Origin of the sequence: Ottowia beijingensis (assembly GCF_013423955.1) — a bacterium.
Lineage (GTDB): Bacteria > Pseudomonadota > Gammaproteobacteria > Burkholderiales > Burkholderiaceae_C > Ottowia > Ottowia beijingensis.
This window is the reverse complement of the sequence record NZ_JACCKX010000001.1, coordinates 1,402,587-1,422,263: the sequence shown is the minus strand read 5'-3', so window position 1 is coordinate 1,422,263 and position 19,677 is coordinate 1,402,587. Positions and strand designations below refer to the sequence as shown.

The following is a 19,677-nucleotide window of genomic DNA, read 5'->3' as shown; positions in this document are numbered from 1 at the left end:
TTCAGCGCGGGCGATGGTGGCGTGGCCGCCGCACCGCGTCAGGACTGCTCGCCCGCGGCCGGGCGAGGGCCGCCGGCGCGGCAGCCGGCGCGCTGCGGCGCGGGTCGTGGATCACCGTGCCCGTGCCCACGCCCACGCCGACCCGCGCACCGCCGCCCACCGGTGCACTGGCGCCCACGCCGGCGCCGGCGCTGACCTGGCCGTGCTGGTTCACGCCCACGCCGACGCCCACCGGCCCGGCACCCGCGCCGACCCCGACCTGGACGTTGCCGCCCGAGCCGACCCCGACGCCCAGCGACACGCCGGGCAGGATCGGCACGCCGATGCCGATGCCGGCCGAAGCACAGCCGCCCAGCACGGCCGCCGCCGCCAGCAACGGCAGCAGCACGGCGCGCTGGCCGGGCGACGACGGTTGTGGTGCAGCAGAACGCTTCATGCCCGCCATCCTACGCCGCCCGGCTCACCAGCAGCGCGTTCACGCGCCGCACGTAGGCGGCCGGGTCGTCCGGCAGGCCGCCTTCGGCCAGCAGGGCCTGGTCGAACAGGATGTGCGCCAGGTCGTCGAAGTGCGCATGGCCGTCGAGCTTTTTGACCAGCGGGTGCTCGGCGTTGATCTCCAGCACCGGCTTGCTGTCGGGCACGCGCTGGCCGGCCTGCTTCAGCATGCGGGCCAGCTGCATGCTCATGCCGGCGTCCTTCACCACCAGGCAGGCGGGCGAATCGACCAGGCGCGTGGTGACGCGCACGTCTTCCACCTGCTCCTTCAGCGCCTCTTTCAGCTTGTCGAGCAGGGGCTTCACGCTTTCGGCAGCTTCTTCGGCAGCCTTCTTCTCGGCTTCGTCCTGCAGGTCGCCCAGGTCCACGGCGCCCTTGGCCACCGATTGCAGTGGCGTGCCATCGAACTCGCGCAGGTACGAAAGCGACCACTCGTCCACGCGGTCGGTCATCAGCAGCACCTCGATGCCTTTCTTCTTGAAGACTTCGAGCTGCGGGCTGTTCTTCGCTGCCGCCAGCGTGTCGGCGGTGATGTAGTAGATGGCCTTCTGGCCTTCCTTCATGCGCGCCTTGTAGTCGGCCAGCGACACGGTCGCGGCATCGCTGGTGGTGGAGGCATAGCGCAGCAGCTTGGCGATGCGCTCGCGGTTGGCGTGGTCTTCGCCCAGGCCTTCCTTCAGCACGGCGCCGAACTCGCGCCAGAAGGTGGCGTACTTGCCGGCGTCCCTGGCCTGCTCCTCGGCAAACTTCGCCGCGGTGTCGGCGGCGGTGGGCGCCTCGTTCTTGTCGACCACATCGGTCACGCCGCCGTCGGGCAGCTCGGTCGGCTCGGGTGCGGGCGTGCTGTCGCCGCTGCCGATGTCCACCTTGCCATCGGCCGGCGCGGCGTCGGCTGCGGCGGCATTGGCGCCGGGGGCGGTTTCGGCCTTGACCATGTCTTCCAGCAGGCCCAGCACGCGACGCGTGTTGCCTTCGCGGATGGCGCGCACGTCGCGGCTTTCCTGCAGCAGCTCGCGGCTCACGTTCAGCGGCAGGTCGGCCGAATCGACCACGCCCTTGATGAAGCGCAGGTAGCGCGGCAGCAGCTGCTCGGCGTCGTCCATGATGAACACGCGCCGCACGTACAGCTTGATGCCCGCCTTGCGGTCGCGGTCCCACAGGTCGAACGGCGCGTGGCTGGGCACGTACAGCAGTTGCGTGTACTCGGTCGAGCCTTCCACGCGGTTGTGGCTCCAGGCCAGCGGCGGCTGCCAGTCGTGCGCGATCTGCTCGTAGAAGCCCTGGTACTGCTCGTCGGTGATGTCCTTCTTGGGCCGCGTCCACAGCGCGGTGGCCTGGTTGACGGTGTCCCACGCGCCGGTCTTCACCATCTGGCCGGGCTGGCCTTCCTCCTTGCCGTCTTCCCAGGTCTCGCCTTCCATCTTGATGGGCAGCGCGATGTGGTCGCTGTACTTGCCGATCAGCTCCTTCAGCTTCCAGCCGTCGGCAAACTCCAGCGCGTCGTCACGCAGGTGCAGGATCACGCTGGTGCCGCGCTCGGGGCGGGTGATGGTCTCCACCTCGAAGTCGCCCGCGCCCTGGCTGACCCAGCGCACGCCCTGCTCGGCAGGCAGGCCAGCGCGGCGCGATTCGACGGTGATGCGGTCGGCAACGATGAAGCCGGAGTAGAAGCCCACGCCGAACTGGCCGATCAGCTGCGCGTCGGCCTTCTGGTCGCCGGTCAGGCGGTTCATGAAATCCTTGGTGCCGCTCTTGGCAATGGTGCCCAGATGCTCAATGGCCTCGGCCTCGCTCATGCCGATGCCGGTGTCGGTCACCGTCAGCGTCTTGGCGGTCTTGTCGAAGCTGATGCGCACTTCCAGCTCGGGCTGGTCGCCGTACAGCGACGGATCGGCCAGCGCCTCGAAGCGCAGCTTGTCGCAGGCGTCGGAGGCGTTGGAGATCAACTCGCGCAGGAAGATCTCCTTGTTGGAATACAGCGAGTGTGTGACCAAGTGCAGCAGTTGCGCCACCTCGGCCTGGAAGGAATGGGTTTGCTTGCTCATTTGCTTGGGAAGAAAAGGGAAAAACAAAGCGGTCGCCCGCAGGGGGCCGGTGCCTCAGGTGCGGGCGCTCAGGGCGATTATCAAGGGCTGATGACGCTACCTTAAGGATAGCTGTCGGCGTTTGAAAGTCGGGCGCTGGGGACTGTTTTGATGAAGAAATGACCTCGGCCGCGCGTTCGATGATGGCACTGCCCGCCATGACGGGCGCCGCGGCGTTTCGTCATTTCGTCATCGATGGCCGCAGGCCGATGTCATGCGCCGCCAGGCGCGTCATGGCGTCAGAACCGCTCGTGCTCGCCCAGATAGCGCCACTGCCCCTGCGGCAATTGGCCCAGCAGCACGCGGCCGATGCGGATGCGCTTCAGGCCCGTCACCTTCAGCCCCACCTGCTCGCACATGCGGCGAATCTGGCGCTTCTTGCCCTCGCGCAGCACGAAGCGCAGCTGCTCGGGGTTCTGCCAATCCACCTGCGCCGGTTTCAGCGGCTGGCCGTCCAGGCTCAGGCCGTGGCGCAGGCGCGCCAGCTGCTCGCGCGGAAAGGCGGCCTGCACATCGGTGGTGATGTCGCCGTAGGCCACGCGCACCAGGTATTCCTTGTCGATGTCCGAGTCCTCGCCGATCAGCGCGCGCCACGCGGCCGTCCTGCGTCAGCACCAGCAGGCCGACCGAGTCGATGTCGAGCCGGCCCGCCGGCGCCAGCCCCTGAGCTGCGCGGGCGAAAAGCGCGTGCGTGACGCATCGCCGCGCCAGTGGCTGCGCGCGTTGACCAGCGTGACCGCCGGCTGGTGCCCATCCTCGGCCTGGCCGCTGACGTAGCCCACCGGCTTGTGCAGCAGGATGGTGACGCGCTGCGCCTGCGCGGCCTCGGCCTCGCGCTGCACCGTCACGCGGTCTTGCGGCGCCACCTTGGTGCCCATGGCGGCCACGGCGCCGTTCACGCGCACCCAGCCGCGCTCGATCCACTCATCCGCCTCGCGGCGCGAGCACAGGCCCATGTCGGCCAGGCGCTTGTTCAGGCGCACCGTGCCGTCGCCGGCGGGTGCCGACGGCGCGGCTTCAGGGCGCGGCGCGCGGCGGAAGGTGGGGGCTGGGTCATGGTGGCGATGAAAGAGTCAGTTCAATCTTAATAGTGGCTCGCGCTTGTCCAGTATGGATTTCAAGCCAAATGATGCTGAAATGTATGTATATCAGGCGCGAGCAGCTATTGTTTTTGCTTGATGGTCAGGTGTTTTTGATGATGCCCTAGAACGTCTGGTGCCGCAGCGCCGGCAAGTCGAGGATGCGCAGCCCGCCGTATTCGATCTGCAGCAGGCCCTGCGCCGCCAGCGCCTTCAGCGCCTCGTTCACGCGCTGGCGCGACAGGCCGACCAGGTAGGCCAGCTCCTGCTGCGTGATGCGCAGCACGCCGCCCACGCCGGGAAACAGCACCGGGTTGACCAGCGCCGCCAGGTTGCGCGCCACGCGCTGTTCGGGGCTGGGCGTGCGGTCGGCCTCGATGGCAAGGATGAAGTGCGCCAGCCGCTCGTTCAGCTGGTTCATCACGAAGCGGTTGAAGCCGATGGAGTGGTCGAGCAGCCAGTGGAAGGTGTCCACCGGCAGGCCCGCCACGTGGCTCTTGCGCAGCGCCTGGATGTTGTAGCGGTAGGCCTCGCGCTTCATCACCGTGCCCTCGCCGAACCAGCCGCCGGGCGTGAGGCCCGAAAAGGTGATGCTGTGGCCATCGGCCGTCTCGGTGCTCATCTTCAGCAACCCGTCGACCACGCCGAACCAGTAGGTGGCGCGCCGGCCCATGCGGCAGATCACGTCGCCCGCCGCGGCCTCGCTGATGCGCAGCTCGGCCACCACGCGCTCGTGCTCGGCCGGCTTCAGGTGCGACAGCCAGGGCACGCCGGCCAGTTCTTCGTCACTGAGCAGGCGGCGGCGTTCGTGCAGGGTGGAGGGCATTCGGGCGGTGCGTCGAGGCGGATGGCATCAGGGGCGGGCGCGGGCGGGCCGGCAGCCTCGCCCAGCGCGGCTGTGCGGGTCATGGTGCCCCAGACCTGCTGCTTGCCGCGCATCCAGCGCCACAGGCCCTGCAGGCGCCACAGGCTGACCATCTGGCGGTAGCCCAGATTCTCGGCCAGCGCCATGGCGGCCAGCACCGCGATCTGGCGCGGCCGCGGGTACAGGCCGGAGGCCAGCGCCTCCAGCAGCAGGGCCAGCGCGGAGATCATGAAACCCAGCGACAGCGCCAGCAGCAGCATGGCCAGAAAGCCCGTCCACTGCACCCAGCCCAGCACCGCACCCACCAGCAGCGCCACATAGCCGAACAGCTCGATCACCGGGCCGAGCAGCTCGAAGGCGACGAAGAATGGCATGGCGATCCACCCCAGTTGCCCGCTGCGCGGTGCAGCAGCAGCCGGCGGTGCAGCATCAGGCTTTCGGCCAGGCCGCGTTGCCAGCGGGTGCGCTGGCTGCGCAGCACCGAAAGGGATTCGGGCGCCTCGGTCCAGCACAGCGGCTCGGGCACGCTGGCGATGCGGTAGGGCGCGCCACGCAGGCGGTAGCGCTCGTGCAGGCGCACGATCAGTTCCATGTCCTCACCGATGGTGTTGGTGCGGTAGCCGCCCGATTCGATGATCACCCGCCGGCCGAACAGGCCGAAGGCGCCGGAGATGATGAGCACCGTGTTCGGCAGCGTCCAGCCCAGCCGGCCGATGAGGAAGGCGCGGATGTATTCGAGCACCTGCATGCGCGCCAGAAAGCCGCGCCCGAGGTCGATGCGTTCGAGCTGGCCGCCGCTGATGCGGCAGCCGTTGGCGATGGCGATGGTGGCGCCCGAGGCGATCACGCGCGAATCGTCGACAAAGGGCTTGACCACGCGCGACAGCGCATCGCGCCGCAGAATGGAATCCGCATCCACCACGCACACCAGCCCGTGGCGGGCGCAGTTGATGCCGGCGTTGAGCGCATCCGACTTGCCGCCGTTGGCCTTGTCCACCACGCGCAGGTTGGGGTAGCGGCGCGAGCGGTAGATGGCGCGTATCTCGGCGCAGGGCAGCGGCTGGTCGATGGCTTCGGGAAACACCTGCAGTCCGAAGTGCCGGATCAGCTCCTGCAGCGTGCCGTCCTTCGAGCCATCGTTGATGACGACGATCTCGTAGCGCGGGTAGTCGATCTGCAGCATCGAGCGCACCGATGCCACGATGCCCGCCGCCTCGTTGTAGGCCGGCACCAGCAGGCTGATAGGCAGGTTGAACTCGCCATGCGACAGCGGCAGCAGGTTGAAGCGGCGCCGGTCGCGATAGCGCCGCAGCGCCCTGAAGGCAAACCAGCACAGGCCCACGGTGGCGAATTGCAGGACCAGCACGTAGGCCAGCAGCACCCACTGCAGCGCCAGGAACACCGGGCCGACGAGTGCGTCGATGGCGCCGGTCAGGGCGCTCAGCCATTCCATCAGGCCTCCTTGCCCGCTGCGCGCAGCGCGTGTTCGGCGCGCGCTTGCGTCAGCACGGCATGGCCCGGGCCGGCGGGCACGGCGGCATGCAGCGCGGCGAGGTGCGTAGCCGGCAGGCCGGGCAGCTGCGCCAGCGCGCGCGCTGCCTGATAGCGCACCTCGCCCTCGACATCGTTCACCATGATCGACAACCCGAGGGCGTCATCCTGTGTGCCGACGCGGCCCAGGGCGGCCGCGGCCTGCACGCGCACGCGTGCGTCGGGGTGGCCGCGCAGCGCGCGCACGGCGCCCGCCAGCTGCGGCGAACGGGTGAGCATCAGCGCCGCCTCGAGCACGTCCGCCGGTTGCACCAGGTGCAGAAAGCGCACCAGCGTGGGCGCGTCGCCGTCGATGCGGGCCGTGCGCAGCAGGCGCAGCAGGCGCGCCGCGCTGCCGCTATGGTGGTCCTGCAGCGCCTGGCGGAACAGGGGTGCAGCACCTCGGTCGGGACTTCTGCCAGCATGGCCGCGATGCGCACCAGCGGCCAGTCGGGCCGCAGCGCGATCTGCGGCAGGAAGTGGGGCAGGAAGCCCGCCGCATCGATCTGCAGCAGGCTGCGCACGGCCATCAGCGACAGCACCGGGTCGGGCTCATGCGTGATGCGCTCCAGCGGCTGCAGCGCCTCGCGCGCGCGCATGCGCCCGAGCACGCTGACGGCCAGCATGCGCCGGTGCAGCGCCCGGTGCCCGAGCCAGGTCAGCGCCGATTTCTCGAACCGCAGCTCCTGCGCCAGGGCTGCCAGGCGTTCGCGTGCGGCGCCTTGCACCAGCTCCGTGATCTCCAGCCACAGGTGCAGCACCACCCCTGCATCGCCCTGCGACCATGGTGGCAGCGGCTGCGGTGCGCCCGACATGGCGTGAAAGAACAGCGGCTTCCAGCGGGCGCGCACCTGCTGCAGCGCACGCTGCTGCCGGCGCGCCAGCACGTGCACGCCGGCCGTCGCCAGCAGCAGCAGGGCCGACAGCCCGAAGGTCAGCGCGGATGCGGTCAGCAGCGCGTCGACCGAAGGCTCAGAAAGTCCGCCGTACTCCCAGGCGGACACCCGTTCGAGCGTAGCCTTGACGGTAGCGATTCCATCCCACATCCCAGATCAACGCCCATTGAGTTGAGAGTTCATGCCGACCCGAAAGCCCCAACGCCCGGAAGGGCCGCGTTTGCAGACGGTTGCCGTCGTGTTCGGTCTCGCGTCCCCAGCCCACGGTCAGGCCCACCCAGTCGCGGTCGGTGCGGTGGTAGGCCCATTGCAAGCGGTGCGCGAGGGCCGCACGCGCGCCCTCGGGCGCTCCCATGAACAGCGTGTAGCCAAGCCGTTGCTGGCCCCGATAGTGTTCGACCCCATGTTGGCCTGGTAGGAGCTCCCAGAATCATAGCGCGCGATGCGTGCGCCAGCGCCGATCTCCCAGCCGCGCGGTAGCGCGTGCTGCAGCTGCACGAGCAGGCGGTTGGACGGCCGCACCCGGTGGGTCGGGCTGAACGCGCCTTCGATCTGCAGCGTGGTCAGCGGTGCCAGCGGAACGAGGCCACCGAGTTGCGCGAAATCGTCGCGCAGCCCGAAGCGGCGCCCGTGCTCGACGCTGCCATAGACGAGGCGCCGCTCGCCCAGGTGCTGCTCCAGCGCGAGCTGCACCACCTGCCAGTCCCCGCGGCCGCCGTTCAGCGCGTCGTGCGAGCCGCTCAGCTCGACCACGGTGCGCCGGGCGCCGGTTAAGCCCGCGCGTGCAAGGCGGCCCAGCGCCACTTCGGCCGCGGGCTTGTCCAGCGCCGGGAACAGCCACCCGCTTTGAGCAAAGGCGTGGCGCGCGCGTTCGCGCAGCGTGCGCGCCTGGTCGCGCAACGCCGGGTCGCCGGTTTCGAGCAGGGCGCTGATTTCGGCGCGCCAGACATCCTGGTACGCCGGTGCCAGGGCGCGGGCGCGGCCCAGCAGGGGCAAGGCTGCGCGCGGCTGGCCGCGGCCGCGCCAGACCTGGGCCATGCCGAGCAGGTAGTCCGTGTTGTCGGGCGCGCGTGCCAGCAGCTCGTCGTAGATCGGCTGGGCTTCATCCCAGCGCTGCTGCCAACTCAGTGCGCGCGCGAGATCGAAGCGGGCGGCTTCGTCGTCCGGATGGACCGACAGGCGCTGGCGCGCGTCGCTCTCGAGCTGCTCGCCCGACGGGGCGGCCATGGCCGTGCCGCTGCAGGCCAGCAGCGCCCAGCCCAGCAGGCCCGCCAGGAGCGCGCGTGTCATCGTCATGGCCGCGCCACGCGGATGCGTCGCCGCACCCGGGCCTTGAGCTCTTCCAGCTGGAAGGGCTTGACGATGAAGTCGTCGGCGCCGGCATCGAGCGCGCGGGCGATGTCCAGCTCGGTCCCCTTGGACGAGAGCATCAGGATCGGCACGTCGCGCCAGCGCGCGTCGGCCCGAATGGTTTCGATCAGCTCAAAGCCGTCGTGGTAGGGAAGGTCGATGTCCAGCACCGCCAGTGCTGGCGGTGCCGACTGCTCGATGGCCTGCCGTGCCAGACGCCCATCCGCTGCATGCGTCACGACATAGCCTTCGCGCTCGAGGATGAAGCGCAGCATGTCGGCGGCCAGGCCATCGTCTTCCACCATCAGCACCTGAAGTCCTCGGTCGGCGGATGCGGCCGGCGGGCTGCCGTGCGGGGCGGATGCTTGCTCGGGCGTCATTGGTCAGGGGTGCCGTCGAGCCCATGCAGGGCCACGCCGGCGAAACTGGGCCAGGGCCACCAGTCGGGCGACAGCGCTTCCACGGCGGCGGCCAGGGCCTCGGGGCGACCGGCAAAGCTGATGTTGTCGCCGGCAAAGGCGCGCTGGTGCGTGAAGCGGAAGGACTGGCCAGGCAAGCCGGCACGCGCGTCATTCAGCAGCACGAGCGCGAAGTGCGGCCCCACGGGCAGCAGCCACAATTCGCCGCCGTCCGCGCTGGGCTGGTAGTGGCGTCGTACTTCATCCGGTATGGGGCCGTATTCGAGCGCCATGGTGACCTTGCGGCCCTGGCGGGCCCCAGGCCAGGAAAGGTTGCGCCCCCTGCGCACCGCCTGCAGGTCGGTGCGATAGTTCATGATCGTCAGGCTCACGCCCAGTGGGGCGAGCCGGTCGAGCGCGCTGGGGCCCCAGTGCGGGTCGCTGCCCCACCAGACGGGCACCACCAGATCCAGTGGCCAGCCGTCACCCAGCGTCTGGCGCGCCAGGGCGGCGAGTTGCAGATAGCGGTCGCGCCAGGCAGCGGGATCGAGCCGGTAGCCGGGCAGCAGGTAGGGCTCGATGTCCAGTTGCACGCCTGCCAGCGCCGCGTCCGGTGGTGCATCGCGGTTGTAGGCGCGGTACGCCTGCAGGCGCTGCACGAGCGCTGCTTGCTGCGCTGGCAGCACGTCGGCCGGGTCGCCAATCACCGCCCACACGCGCAGGCCGCGCTCGGACGCGCGTGCCAGAAAGTCGCGCAGCAATGGTTCGTTGCGCACCTGGGCGCCTTCGGTCGGCACGGTGATGAACACCGTGGTCAGGCGATGCCGCTCCTGCAAGGTCCAGATGCGCTCCGGCGTGTCGCTCCACATGGCCGGTGACCATACCCAGCCCGCGCGTTGCGGCAAGGTCGGCCGCAGCGCAAGCGCGGCGATGTTGATGCGCGCGCCCTCCGGCGGGCAGATCACCGAGAGCGCGCGCCAGGGCTGGCTGCTGGCGGGAACCTCGAAGCTTGAAGTGCGCAACGCATTCCCCAGGGCCGAGGTGCCGAGCACAAGGGGCACCTCGCGCTGCTGGCGCGGTGCATCGGCGATGGCCCAGGTCACCTGGCCGTGTCCGTTGGCCTGCAACAGCAGATGGTGCGGGCGATCACCGGGCCAGCCGTCTTCGGGCATCCAGACGAACCCGGCGGGCGCCAGCCCCGCCGCGCAGATCAGCAGTTCGCCGTCGACGCGCGCCCGTTCCTCGCTGCCGAAGGCGCGCCAGACGGGGCGTGGTGGCGCCAAGACCGTTTCTGGCGAAGCCGTGGGATCGCTGTCTGGTGCAGCGATGGCGATGAGATCGCTGACCTCCAGCTTCTGGCCTTGGACCACACCTTGAAGGCCAATGCCTGCTTTCAGCCGGAGAGCGTCCTGGCGGGAAACCAGGGTGCTCCAGGCCACGTCGGCGCCGCCGATGGGCAAGGCAGTCGCGCTGCAGGCGCGCGCGTTTTCCGGCAGGGGAACATCTGACAGCCGCAGCGTGATTTGCCGTCCGTCCGCTTCAAGAAAGCGTTGCTGCACAGGCGCTGCGGCAGACGGTGGGTGCGCGTCGATCGATTCGCACACGGTGAGGATGCCCGCCTGAGCGATGGAAGCCAGCGCCAGCAACGATCCGCCCAACAGAAGAAGCAAAGACGCGACCGTGTTCATGGTTCAGGGTGGAGGCGACATCGAAGCCAATGACCCGACGCGCCGGGAGCTCGGGATTCTAGGGGTTGGGCATCGTCGCGCAGCCCTGGGGCACGCGGCGGCGGTTAGGTAAGACCGGATCAAAACGGCTATCAATTGTCGTCCAAACGACAACATGGCGTCAAAGTGCCGCCGTACCATCGAACTCATTCAGCGGCCCGGCGAAGTACCGGGTCGCACAGCGTAAGGAGACAACGCCCTCATGGCGACCACATTCCCCGCCTGCTGCAAAAGCACGCCAGCGAGCGCCCGCAGGATCCGGCGCTGCGTGAGAAGGAATACGGCATCTGGCAGACCTGGAGCTGGCAGCGCGCGCTGGGCGACGTGCGCGCCCTGGCCTCGGGCCTGGCGGCGCTCGGCTTCACGCCGGGGCAGAACCTGGCCATCGTGGGCGACAACCGCCCGCACCTGTACCTGATGTTCATTGCCGTGCAGGCACTGCGCGGCGTGCCGGTGCCGATGTACCAGGACGCGGTGGCGGCCGAGATGGCCTTCGTGCTGGAAGACGCCGAGGTGCACTTCGCCTTCGCCGAGAACCAGGAGCAGGTCGACAAGATGCTGGAACTGCGCGAGTCGGTGTCCGGCCTCACGCACATCATCTACGACGACCCGCGCGGCATGCGCAACTACAGCCAACCGGGTCTGATCAGCGTGGACGAGCTGATGGCACTGGGCAGCCAGCACGACCAGGCGCATCCGCAGCTGTTCGACGACTCGGTGGCGCAGGTGCAGTCCGATGATGTGGCGGTGATCCTCTACACCTCGGGCACCACCGGGCGCCCCAAGGGCGTGTGCCAGACGCACGCCAGCTTCATCGGCTCGGCCGAGGGCGGCGTGCTGACCGACGGGCTGACGGGCAAGGACAACGTGCTGTCGTACCTGCCGCCGGCCTGGGTGGGCGACTTCCTGTTCTCGCTGGCGCAGTGGCTGGTGGCGGGCTTCACCATCAACTGCCCCGAGTCGAGCGAGACGGTGAGCATCGACATGCGCGAGATCGGCCCGACGTATTACTTCGCGCCGCCACGCGTGTTCGAGGGCATGCTGACCTCGGTGTCGATCCGCATGGAGGACGCGGCCAAGTTCAAACAGTGGATGCACCGCAGGTTCATGGCCGTGGCCGGTCGCGTGGGTTCCGACATCCTGGACGGCAAGCCGGTGGGCGGCGCCGACCGCCTGATGTACGCGCTGGGCAACTTCCTGGTGTACGGCCCGCTGAAGAACGCCATGGGCCTGTCGCGCATCCGCGTGGCCTACACGGCCGGTGCGGCCATCGGGCCCGAGCTGTTCAAGTTCTTCCGCTCCATCGGCGTGAACCTCAAACAGCTGTATGGCCAGACCGAGACCTGCGCCTACGTCTGCATCCAGAAGAACGGCCAGGTGAAGCTGAACAGCGTGGGCCAGGCCGCGCCGGGCATCGAACTCAAGATTGCCGACAACGGCGAGGTGCTGGTCAAGGGTGTCTCGGTGCTCAAGGAGTACTACAAGCGCCCCGACGCCACGGCCGAGGTGATCGACGAGAACGGCTACTTCAAGACCGGCGACGCGGGCGTGCTCGACCCGGATGGCCATCTCATCATCATCGACCGCGCCAAGGACGTGGGCAAGATGGCCGGCGGCGCCATGTTCGCGCCCAACTACATCGAGAACAAACTCAAGTTCTTCCCGCAGATCAAGGAAGCCGTGTGTTTCGGCCATGAGCGCGACAAGGTCTGCGCCTTCATCAACATCGACTTCGAGGCCGTGGGCAACTGGGCCGAGCGCCAGGGCCTGCCCTATGCGGGCTACGTCGACCTGGCCGGCAAGCCCGAGGTGCTGACGATGATGAAGGACTGCGTCGAGAAGGTGAACGCCGACCTGGCCAGCGAGCCAGGCATGGCCGACACGCAGGTCCAGCGCTTCCTGGTGCTGCACAAGGAACTGGACCCGGACGACGACGAGCTGACCCGCACGCGCAAGGTGCGCCGCGGCTTCATCGCCGAGAAGTACGGCGTGCTGATCGACGCGCTGTATTCGGGCAAGGCCGAGCAGTTCATCGAGACCGCGGTGAAGTTCGAGGACGGGCGCACCGGCAAGGTGTCGGCCAATCTGCAGATCCTCGATGCCAAGACTTTCGCCCCTGTGAGGAGCGCGGCATGAGTGATGTGAATGCTCCTGAAATGGTAGCTACCAGCGCCCGTCCCGCAAGCGCTGAAGGCCAATTGGGCTCAAAAATATCGGCGACGTGATTCTGGACATCCAGAACATCAGCCTGCGCTTCGGCGGCGTGAAGGCGCTCACCGACATCTCGTTCAACGTCAAGGAGCACGAGATCCGCGCCATCATCGGCCCCAACGGCGCCGGCAAGTCGTCGATGCTCAACTGCATCAACGGTGTCTACACGCCGCAGGAAGGTTCGATCACCTTCCGCGGCAAGACCTTCAGCCACATGAACTCGCGCCAGGTGGCCGAGATGGGTGTGGCGCGCACATTTCAGAACCTGGCCTTGTTCAAGGGCATGAGCGTCCTCGACAACATCATGTCGGGTCGCAACCTCAAGATCAAGAGCAACATCCTGCTGCAGGCGCTGCGCATCGGCCCGGCCGAGCGGGAGGAGATCCGGCATCGCGAATTCGTCGAGCAGATCATCGACTTCCTCGAGATCCAGGCGCACCGCAAGACGGCGGTGGGCCAGTTGCCCTACGGCCTGCAAAAACGCGTCGACTTAGGAAGAGCGCTGGCCATGGAGCCGCAGGTGCTGCTGCTGGACGAGCCGATGGCCGGCATGAACGTGGAGGAGAAGCAGGACATGAGCCGCTTCATTCTCGACGTCAACGAGCAGTTCGGCACCACCGTCGTGCTGATCGAGCACGACATGGGCGTTGTGATGGACATCAGCGACCGCGTGGTGGTGCTCGACTACGGCAGGAAGATCGGCGACGGCACGCCGGATGAAGTGCGCAACAACGAAGACGTGATCCGGGCCTACCTGGGTACCAGCCACTGATCGCGCGGAGACAAGACAAATGGGATTCTTTCTCGAAACCCTGCTCGGCGGCCTGATGACCGGCATGCTGTACGCGCTGGTCGCGCTGGGCTTCGTGCTGATCTTCAAGGCCAGTGGCGTGTTCAACTTCGCGCAGGGTGCGATGGTGCTGTTCGCGGCGCTGGCGATGGCGCGCTTCTCGGAGTGGATTCCGCGCTGGCTCGGCATGGAGCAGGGGTGATCAGCGTGCTGCTGTCCATCGTGGTCAGCATCGTCATCATGATCGGCGTGGCCTACGCAGTAGAGCGACTGGCGCTGCGGCACCTGGTCAACCAGGAGCCGATCACGCTGCTGATGGCCACGCTGGGCATCGCCTACCTGCTCGACGGCCTGGGGCCGATGATCTTCGGCAGCGCCGTCTACAGCATCAACGTGGGCATGCCCAAGGAGCCGGTGTTCATCCTCGAGGGCCTGTTCGACGGTGGTGTGCTGGTCAGCAAGGAGGACCTGTACTCGGCCATCATCGCGGCGGTGCTGGTGGCGGCGCTGACGCTGTTCTTCCAGAAGACCAAGACCGGCCGCGCTCTGCGTGCGGTGGCCGACGACCACCAGGCCGCGCAGTCCATCGGCATTCCGCTCGGGCGCATGTGGGTCATCGTGTGGTCGGTGGCCGGTGTGGTGGCGCTGGTGGTGGGCATCATCTGGGGCAGCAAGCTGGGGGTGCAGTTCTCGCTCTCTCTGGTGGCACTGAAGGCACTGCCGGTGGTGATCCTGGGCGGCCTCACCTCGCTGCCCGGCGCCATCATCGGTGGGCTGATCATCGGCGTGGGCGAGAAGCTGTCGGAGGTGTACCTCGGCCCGATGATCGGCGGGGGTATCGAGACCTGGTTCGCCTACGGCCTGGCGCTGTGTGTGCTGCTGGTGCGCCCGCAAGGCCTGTTCGGCGAAAAATTATTGATCGCGTATGAAATTCGCGATGACAGCACCGAAGGGGCTTCGCGGCTTGCCGCGAAGAAAGAATTTTTCGGCGAAGACTCACTTTGCGTCAGCAGGGTTAAGCGAAGCGGGTCGGAGCCAAAAATCATCGATCGCGTCTGAGCGGCGGCGAGAAGAGAGACAAGCCATGTTCTACCGAGAAAACGGCCAGTTCAAGACGAGCTACCGCGCGGACCAGCAGATATTTCCCATCGCGCAGGACCGCGTGGCCATCTTCGCGGTGCTGGTGCTGGCCTTCGTCGTGGTCCCGATGCTGGCCACCGACTACGTGTTCCAGGCGATGCTGATCCCCTTCGTCATCATGGCGCTGGGCGCGCTTGGGCTGAATATCCTGGTCGGCTACTGCGGCCAGATCTCGCTGGGTACCGGCGCCTTCATGGCTGTGGGGCGTATGCCGCCTTCAACCTGCAGGCGCGCTTCGACGGCATGCCGCTGCTGCTGGCGCTGCTGGGGGCGGGCTCATCGCCATGGTGTTCGGCATGGTGTTCGGCCTGCCCAGCCTGCGCATCCGCGGGTTGTACCTGGCGGTGGCCACGCTGGCGGCGCAGTTCTTCATGGACTGGCTCACCAGCCGCGCGGCGTGGGTCACCAACCACTCCTCGTCCGGCTCGGTGAGCGCCGGTCAACTGTCGATCGCCGGCTGGCAGATCGACACGCCGATGGAAAAGTACCTGCTGTGCCTGGCCATCCTGTGCCTGATTGCCCTGGCCGCCAAGAACCTGGTGCGCAGCGCCATCGGGCGCGAGTGGATGGCCATCCGCGACATGGACGTGGCCGCCGCCGTGATCGGCATCCGCCCGATGTACGCCAAGCTCAGCGCCTTCGGCGTCAGCAGTTTCATCGTCGGCGTGGCGGGGGCGCTGTGGGCCTTCGTGCATCTGGGCGCGTGGGAGCCGGCGGCGTTCAGCATCGACCGCTCGTTCCAGTTGCTGTTCATGATCATCATCGGCGGGCTGGGCTCCATCGTCGGCAGCCTGTTCGGCGCCGCGTTCTTCGTGCTGCTGCCGCTGTTTCTGAACTACGTGCCGCACTGGCTGGGCCTGCCCCTGTCCACCGCCACGGCCACCTACCTGGAGCACATGATCTTCGGCGCACTGATCGTGTTCTTCCTGATCGTCGAGCCGCACGGCCTGGCACGCCTTTGGTCCACGGCGCGCCAGAAGCTGCGCGTGTGGCCGTTCCCTCACTAAATATGCACCTCCCTGAGTCGCTTCGCGCCTTCCCTCCTCTCCTGTCGGAGGAGGGGCAACGCCAGTGGCCGGCACAGGTCCGGCCACGGCGTTCGCTGGCCTGGCCTGCTCCGCGGCCATCGGTGGTGGGGGTGCTTGATCCCTGCTCTGGTTCACCCTGACATCCGGTCGTTTCGCTGAGTCGTTTTTCCGTTGCTTCAATCAACACCGAAGGAGACATCCATGAAGCTTTCCAAGACCTTGATCGCCGCCGCCGTGGTCGCGGCCTCGACGCTCAGCTCCGGCGCTGCGTTCGCACAGGAGCAATTCATCCCGCTGCTGGTGTACCGCACCGGCCAGTTCGCCCCGCTGGGCATTCCATGGGCCGACGGCAAGCAGGACTATCTGAAGCTGGTCAACGCGCGCGGCGGCATCAACGGCGTGAAGATCGCCTATGAAGAGTGCGAGACCGCCTACGACACCGCCAAGGGCGTGGAGTGCTACGAGCGCCTGAAGAACCGCGGCGGGGCGCGGCCGGCTTTGACACGCAATCCACCGGCATCACCTTCGCCCTCACCGACAAGGCGGCGGGCGACAAGATGCCCATCATCACCATGGGCTACGGCCTGTCGCAGTCGGCCGACGGCCGCGTGTTCGAGTGGAACTTTCCCTTCATGGGCAGCTACTGGACGGCGGCCGACGCCATGATCCAGGACATCCTGAAGAAGGAGAAGGGCAGCCTGAAGGGCAAGAAGATCGCACTGGTCTACCACGACTCGCCCTACGGCAAGGAGCCGATCCCGCTGCTGCAAAAGCGCGCCGAAAAGGAGGGTTTTCAGCTGCTGATGCTGCCCGTCACCGCGCCCGGCGTCGAGCAGAAGTCCACCTGGCTGCAGATTCGTCAGCAGCGCCCCGACTACGTGCTGCTGTGGTCGGCCGGCGTGATGACGCCCGCCGCCATCCGCGAGGCACAGGCGACCAACTTCCCGCGCGAGAAGATCTACGCCATCTGGTGGGCCGGCTCCGACCACGACGTGAAGGACATCGGCGCCGGTGCCAAGGGCTACAACGCCGCCACCATCCACAACACGGCCGAGCGCGACAAGGTGCATGACGACGTCAAGGCCATGCTCTATGACAAGGGCCAGGGCACTGCCAAGGACCCGAAGGAACTGGGCGCCATGGCCCACACGCGTGGCATGGTCATCTCGATGCTGCAGGTGGAGGCCATCCGTGCCGCGCAAGAGAAGTTCGGCAAGGGCAAGGTGATGACGTCCGAGCAGGTGCGCTGGGGCTACGAGAACCTGAACCTGACGCAGGAGCGCCTGAACGAGCTGGGCTTTGGCAAGATCCTGCGTCCCATCCAGACCAGCTGCACCAACCACCTGGGCACCGACTGGGCGCGCATCGCGCAGTGGGACGGCAGCGGTTGGAAGGTGGTGTCCGACTGGTACCAGGCCGACAAGTCGCTGGTCGAGCCGCTGGTCAAGGAGTACGGCGAGCGGTATGCCAAGGAAAAGAACATCAAGATGCGTGACTGCAAGTAAGGGGCCGAGGGCGGCGCCCGTTTCGGCGGGCGCCGCCGGTACTGAATCTGTTCTGGAGCCTGCATGAGCCAGCTTGTCACCGAAGCCCCCGCCACGGCGGCCGCGCCTGCCGGCGCGGGGGCGCCGTTGCTCGTTGTCAACGGCATCGAGGTCATCTACAACCACGTGATCCTGGTGCTCAAGGGCGTCTCGCTCACGGTGCCCAAGAGCGGCATCGTCGCCATCCTGGGCGGCAACGGCGCGGGCAAGACGACCACACTGCGCGCCATCTCCAACCTGCTCAAGGGCGAGCGCGGCGAGGTCACCAAGGGCAGCATCGAGTACAAGGGCGAGCGCATCGAGGCGCTCACGCCGGCCGATCTGGTCAAGCGCGGCGTGGTGCAGGTGATGGAGGGGCGCCACTGCTTCGCCCACCTGACGATCGAGGAAAACCTGCTCACCGGCGCCTACACCCGCACCGACAAGGCCGAGATCGCACGCAACCTGGAAAAGGTCTACGCCTACTTCCCGCGCCTGAAGACGCGCCGCACCAGCCAGGCGGCCTACACCTCGGGCGGCGAGCAGCAGATGTGCGCCATCGGCCGCGCGCTGATGTGCAATCCCGACATGGTGCTGCTGGACGAACCCAGCATGGGCCTGGCGCCGCAGATCGTGGAAGAGGTGTTCAACATCGTCAAGGACCTGAACAGCAAGGAAAAGACCACCTTCCTGCTGGCCGAGCAGAACACCAACATGGCGCTGAAGTACGCCGACTACGGCTACATCATGGAAAGCGGCCGCGTGGTGATGGACGGCAAGGCCAGCGACCTGGCCAGCAACGAGGACGTCAAGGAGTTCTACCTGGGCGTGGGCGGTGGCGAGCGCAAGAGCTTCAAGGACGTCAAGAGCTACAAGCGGCGCAAGCGGTGGCTGGCTTGAAGCAGCCGGACAGCCGAACAGCCGGACGCAGAGGACGCCAAGGTTTCGCAGAAGACGCAGAAGAAGCAGCCAAGAAATGGGTTCTTTGCAGTGCGAATGGCTTGTGTGCAGGCGCGGCGCTTGCGCCCCATGAAACCCCTCTCCCGCTGGGAGAGGGCGGGGGTGAGGGCCATTCCGGCTCCATCGAGATATGTGGATGAAAACAGCTGCCAGCGCTTTTCCCTTCAGCGCCGGAAGCTATCAAAACAAAAGCAATCGCCAACCAAGGATGACGCCATGAGCGAATTCTTCGACGCCCTGGAAACCCGCGACCCTGCCGAACGCGAGGCCGCGCTGATGGCCGCGCTGCCGCGGCAGATCGCGCACGCGCAGGCGCACAGCGCGGCGCTGGGCGAGATCCTGGCTGGTGTCGATGCGGCGGCCGTCACCTCGCGCGCCGCGCTGGCGCGCCTGCCGGTCACGCGCAAGAGCGAGCTGCTGGCGCGCCAGCAGGCCAGCCGTGCGGCGGGGCGCGACGCCTTCGGCGGCTTTGCCGCCGTGCGCTACGGCCCCGCCATGCCGCGCCTGTACGCCAGCCCCGGCCCCATCTACGAGCCAGAGGGCACGGCGCGCGATTACTGGCGCGCCGCCCGCGCCATGGTCGCGGCCGGCTTTCGCGCCGGCGACCTGGTGCACAACGCCTTCAGCTACCACATGACGCCCGGCGCCTTCATCATGGAAAGCGGCGCGCACGCCGTGGGCTGCACCGTTTTCCCTGCCGGCACCGGGCAGACCGAGCAGCAGCTGCAGGCCATCGCCGACCTGAAGCCGCAGGCCTACCTGGGCACGCCCAGCTTTCTGCGCATCCTGGTCGAGAAGGCGGCCGAGAGCGGCAGCGACATCGCCAGCCTGAAGAAGGGCCTGGTCGGCGGCGAAGCCTTTCCGCCCAGCCTGCGCGACTGGTTCAGCGAGCGCGGCCTGGCCGTCTACCAGAGCTACGCCACCGCCGACGTTGGCCTGATCGCCTACGAAACCGCGTCGCGCCAGGGCCTGGTGCTGGACGAGCACTGCATCGTCGAGATCGTGCGCCCCGGCACCGGCGACCCGGTGGCCGAAGGCGAGGTGGGCGAGGTCGTCGTCACCGTGTTCAACCCCGACTACCCGCTGGTGCGCTTCGGCACCGGCGACCTGTCGGCCGTGCTGCCGGGCACCTGCCCCACCGGCCGCACCAATGCGCGCATCAAGGGCTGGCTGGGCCGCGCCGACCAGACCACCAAGATCAAGGGCATGTTCGTGCACCCCGGCCAGGTGGCCGAGATCGTCCGGCGCTTTCCTGAAGTGACGCGCGCGCGCCTGGTCGTCAGCGGCGAAATGGCCGACGACCGCATGAAGCTGCTCATCGAATCCGCCGGCGCGCAGGGCCTGGGCGAGCGCGTGGCCGAGGCCGTGCGCGACGTCACCAAGCTGCGCGGCGAGGTCGAGGTGGTGGCGCCTGGCAGCCTGCCCAACGACGGCAAGGTCATCGAAGATGCGCGCAGTTACAAGTGAGTTGGCGGCAAGATGACGCCGAAGCCGGCATCTTGTTTGCGGATCGTCAAACATCGGTAAACGCCCGGATAGCCAGCGGCGTTATCAATCGTTACCATTCGCCGTTTTTTGACCATTCGCAAGGAGTCCTGTCG

The 19,677-nt window shown here is 67.6% G+C and carries 14 protein-coding genes and 5 pseudogenes; 7 read left to right on the top strand and 12 right to left on the bottom strand.

Features of this window, described 5'->3' with window-relative positions; translation table 11 throughout:
• Position 1: 1 nt before the first annotated feature.
• From H0I39_RS07130 to H0I39_RS07075, 12 genes and pseudogenes are all read right to left on the bottom strand, one after another.
• Complete coding sequence (locus H0I39_RS07130) at positions 2 to 436, bottom strand: hypothetical protein (RefSeq protein ID WP_180550049.1); 435 nt, start codon at positions 434 to 436, stop codon at positions 2 to 4.
• Between the two features lie 10 nt (positions 437 to 446).
• Positions 447 to 2,540, bottom strand: coding sequence for a molecular chaperone HtpG (gene htpG, locus H0I39_RS07125; RefSeq protein WP_180550048.1), 2,094 nt, complete (start codon positions 2,538 to 2,540; stop codon positions 447 to 449).
• Positions 2,541 to 2,818: 278 nt separating this feature from the next.
• Positions 2,819 to 3,535 (bottom strand): annotated as a pseudogene (locus H0I39_RS07120) (pseudouridine synthase).
• Between the two features lie 247 nt (positions 3,536 to 3,782).
• The gene (locus tag H0I39_RS07115) at positions 3,783 to 4,484 is read right to left on the bottom strand and encodes a Crp/Fnr family transcriptional regulator (protein WP_180550047.1); all 702 of its coding nucleotides are present in this window, start codon (positions 4,482 to 4,484) and stop codon (positions 3,783 to 3,785) included.
• Positions 4,406 to 4,897, bottom strand: coding sequence for a hypothetical protein (locus H0I39_RS07110; protein WP_180550046.1), 492 nt, complete (start codon positions 4,895 to 4,897; stop codon positions 4,406 to 4,408). The genes H0I39_RS07115 and H0I39_RS07110 overlap by 79 nt, the downstream gene beginning before the upstream one ends.
• Positions 4,858 to 5,976 carry a glycosyltransferase family 2 protein gene (locus H0I39_RS07105; RefSeq protein ID WP_180550045.1) on the bottom strand — a complete coding sequence of 373 codons (1,119 nt, stop codon included), beginning with the start codon at positions 5,974 to 5,976 and terminating at the stop codon, positions 4,858 to 4,860. Before H0I39_RS07105 ends, H0I39_RS07110 begins: the two co-directional genes overlap by 40 nt.
• Positions 5,976 to 6,344 (bottom strand): HEAT repeat domain-containing protein, encoded by a 369-nt coding sequence (locus H0I39_RS07100; protein WP_180550044.1) that lies wholly within the window; start codon positions 6,342 to 6,344, stop codon positions 5,976 to 5,978. The genes H0I39_RS07105 and H0I39_RS07100 overlap by 1 nt, the downstream gene beginning before the upstream one ends.
• On the bottom strand, positions 6,293 to 7,057 hold the full coding sequence (locus H0I39_RS07095) for a HEAT repeat domain-containing protein (protein ID WP_180550043.1): 765 nt from the start codon (positions 7,055 to 7,057) through the stop codon (positions 6,293 to 6,295). Before H0I39_RS07095 ends, H0I39_RS07100 begins: the two co-directional genes overlap by 52 nt.
• On the bottom strand, positions 7,026 to 7,304 hold the full coding sequence (locus tag H0I39_RS24000; protein WP_373368267.1) for a YaiO family outer membrane beta-barrel protein: 279 nt from the start codon (positions 7,302 to 7,304) through the stop codon (positions 7,026 to 7,028). Before H0I39_RS24000 ends, H0I39_RS07095 begins: the two co-directional genes overlap by 32 nt.
• Complete coding sequence (locus H0I39_RS07085; protein ID WP_180550042.1) at positions 7,217 to 8,239, bottom strand: YaiO family outer membrane beta-barrel protein; 1,023 nt, start codon at positions 8,237 to 8,239, stop codon at positions 7,217 to 7,219. Before H0I39_RS07085 ends, H0I39_RS24000 begins: the two co-directional genes overlap by 88 nt.
• A gap of 2 nt (positions 8,240 to 8,241) precedes the next feature.
• On the bottom strand, positions 8,242 to 8,679 hold the full coding sequence (locus tag H0I39_RS07080; RefSeq protein ID WP_180550041.1) for a response regulator transcription factor: 438 nt from the start codon (positions 8,677 to 8,679) through the stop codon (positions 8,242 to 8,244).
• Complete coding sequence (locus H0I39_RS07075; RefSeq protein ID WP_180550040.1) at positions 8,676 to 10,157, bottom strand: hypothetical protein; 1,482 nt, start codon at positions 10,155 to 10,157, stop codon at positions 8,676 to 8,678. Before H0I39_RS07075 ends, H0I39_RS07080 begins: the two co-directional genes overlap by 4 nt.
• A 469-nt stretch (positions 10,158 to 10,626) precedes the next feature.
• Here H0I39_RS07075 and H0I39_RS07070 point away from each other — a divergent pair.
• The 7 genes and pseudogenes from H0I39_RS07070 to H0I39_RS07040 all read left to right on the top strand — a co-directional run bounded on the left by H0I39_RS07070 (position 10,627) and on the right by H0I39_RS07040 (position 19,543).
• Positions 10,627 to 12,560 (top strand): annotated as a pseudogene (locus H0I39_RS07070) (AMP-dependent synthetase/ligase).
• 61 nt (positions 12,561 to 12,621) lie between these two features.
• Positions 12,622 to 13,407, top strand: a complete 786-nt coding sequence (locus tag H0I39_RS07065; RefSeq protein ID WP_180551720.1) for an ABC transporter ATP-binding protein — start codon at positions 12,622 to 12,624, stop codon at positions 13,405 to 13,407.
• Positions 13,408 to 13,426: 19 nt separating this feature from the next.
• Positions 13,427 to 14,343: pseudogene (locus tag H0I39_RS07060) on the top strand (branched-chain amino acid ABC transporter permease); the annotation flags it as partial.
• 166 nt (positions 14,344 to 14,509) lie between these two features.
• A pseudogene (locus H0I39_RS07055) lies at positions 14,510 to 15,572 on the top strand (branched-chain amino acid ABC transporter permease).
• 222 nt (positions 15,573 to 15,794) lie between these two features.
• Positions 15,795 to 17,098, top strand: a pseudogene (locus H0I39_RS07050) (ABC transporter substrate-binding protein).
• Between the two features lie 63 nt (positions 17,099 to 17,161).
• The gene (locus H0I39_RS07045; RefSeq protein ID WP_180550039.1) at positions 17,162 to 18,016 is read left to right on the top strand and encodes an ABC transporter ATP-binding protein; all 855 of its coding nucleotides are present in this window, start codon (positions 17,162 to 17,164) and stop codon (positions 18,014 to 18,016) included.
• Positions 18,017 to 18,292: 276 nt separating this feature from the next.
• Positions 18,293 to 19,543, top strand: a complete 1,251-nt coding sequence (locus H0I39_RS07040; RefSeq protein WP_180550038.1) for a phenylacetate--CoA ligase family protein — start codon at positions 18,293 to 18,295, stop codon at positions 19,541 to 19,543.
• The last annotated feature ends 134 nt before the right edge of the window (positions 19,544 to 19,677 follow it).

Coding starts and splice junctions, on each gene's coding strand:
- H0I39_RS07130 (WP_180550049.1), bottom strand. CDS start 436: ATGAAGCGTTCTGCTGCACCACAACCGTCGTCGCCCGGCCAGCGCGCC.
- htpG (WP_180550048.1), bottom strand. CDS start 2,540: ATGAGCAAGCAAACCCATTCCTTCCAGGCCGAGGTGGCGCAACTGCTG.
- H0I39_RS07115 (WP_180550047.1), bottom strand. CDS start 4,484: ATGCCCTCCACCCTGCACGAACGCCGCCGCCTGCTCAGTGACGAAGAA.
- H0I39_RS07110 (WP_180550046.1), bottom strand. CDS start 4,897: ATGCCATTCTTCGTCGCCTTCGAGCTGCTCGGCCCGGTGATCGAGCTG.
- H0I39_RS07105 (WP_180550045.1), bottom strand. CDS start 5,976: ATGGAATGGCTGAGCGCCCTGACCGGCGCCATCGACGCACTCGTCGGC.
- H0I39_RS24000 (WP_373368267.1), bottom strand. CDS start 7,304: ATGGGAGCGCCCGAGGGCGCGCGTGCGGCCCTCGCGCACCGCTTGCAA.
- H0I39_RS07085 (WP_180550042.1), bottom strand. CDS start 8,239: ATGACACGCGCGCTCCTGGCGGGCCTGCTGGGCTGGGCGCTGCTGGCC.
- H0I39_RS07080 (WP_180550041.1), bottom strand. CDS start 8,679: ATGACGCCCGAGCAAGCATCCGCCCCGCACGGCAGCCCGCCGGCCGCA.
- H0I39_RS07045 (WP_180550039.1), top strand. CDS start 17,162: ATGAGCCAGCTTGTCACCGAAGCCCCCGCCACGGCGGCCGCGCCTGCC.
- H0I39_RS07040 (WP_180550038.1), top strand. CDS start 18,293: ATGAGCGAATTCTTCGACGCCCTGGAAACCCGCGACCCTGCCGAACGC.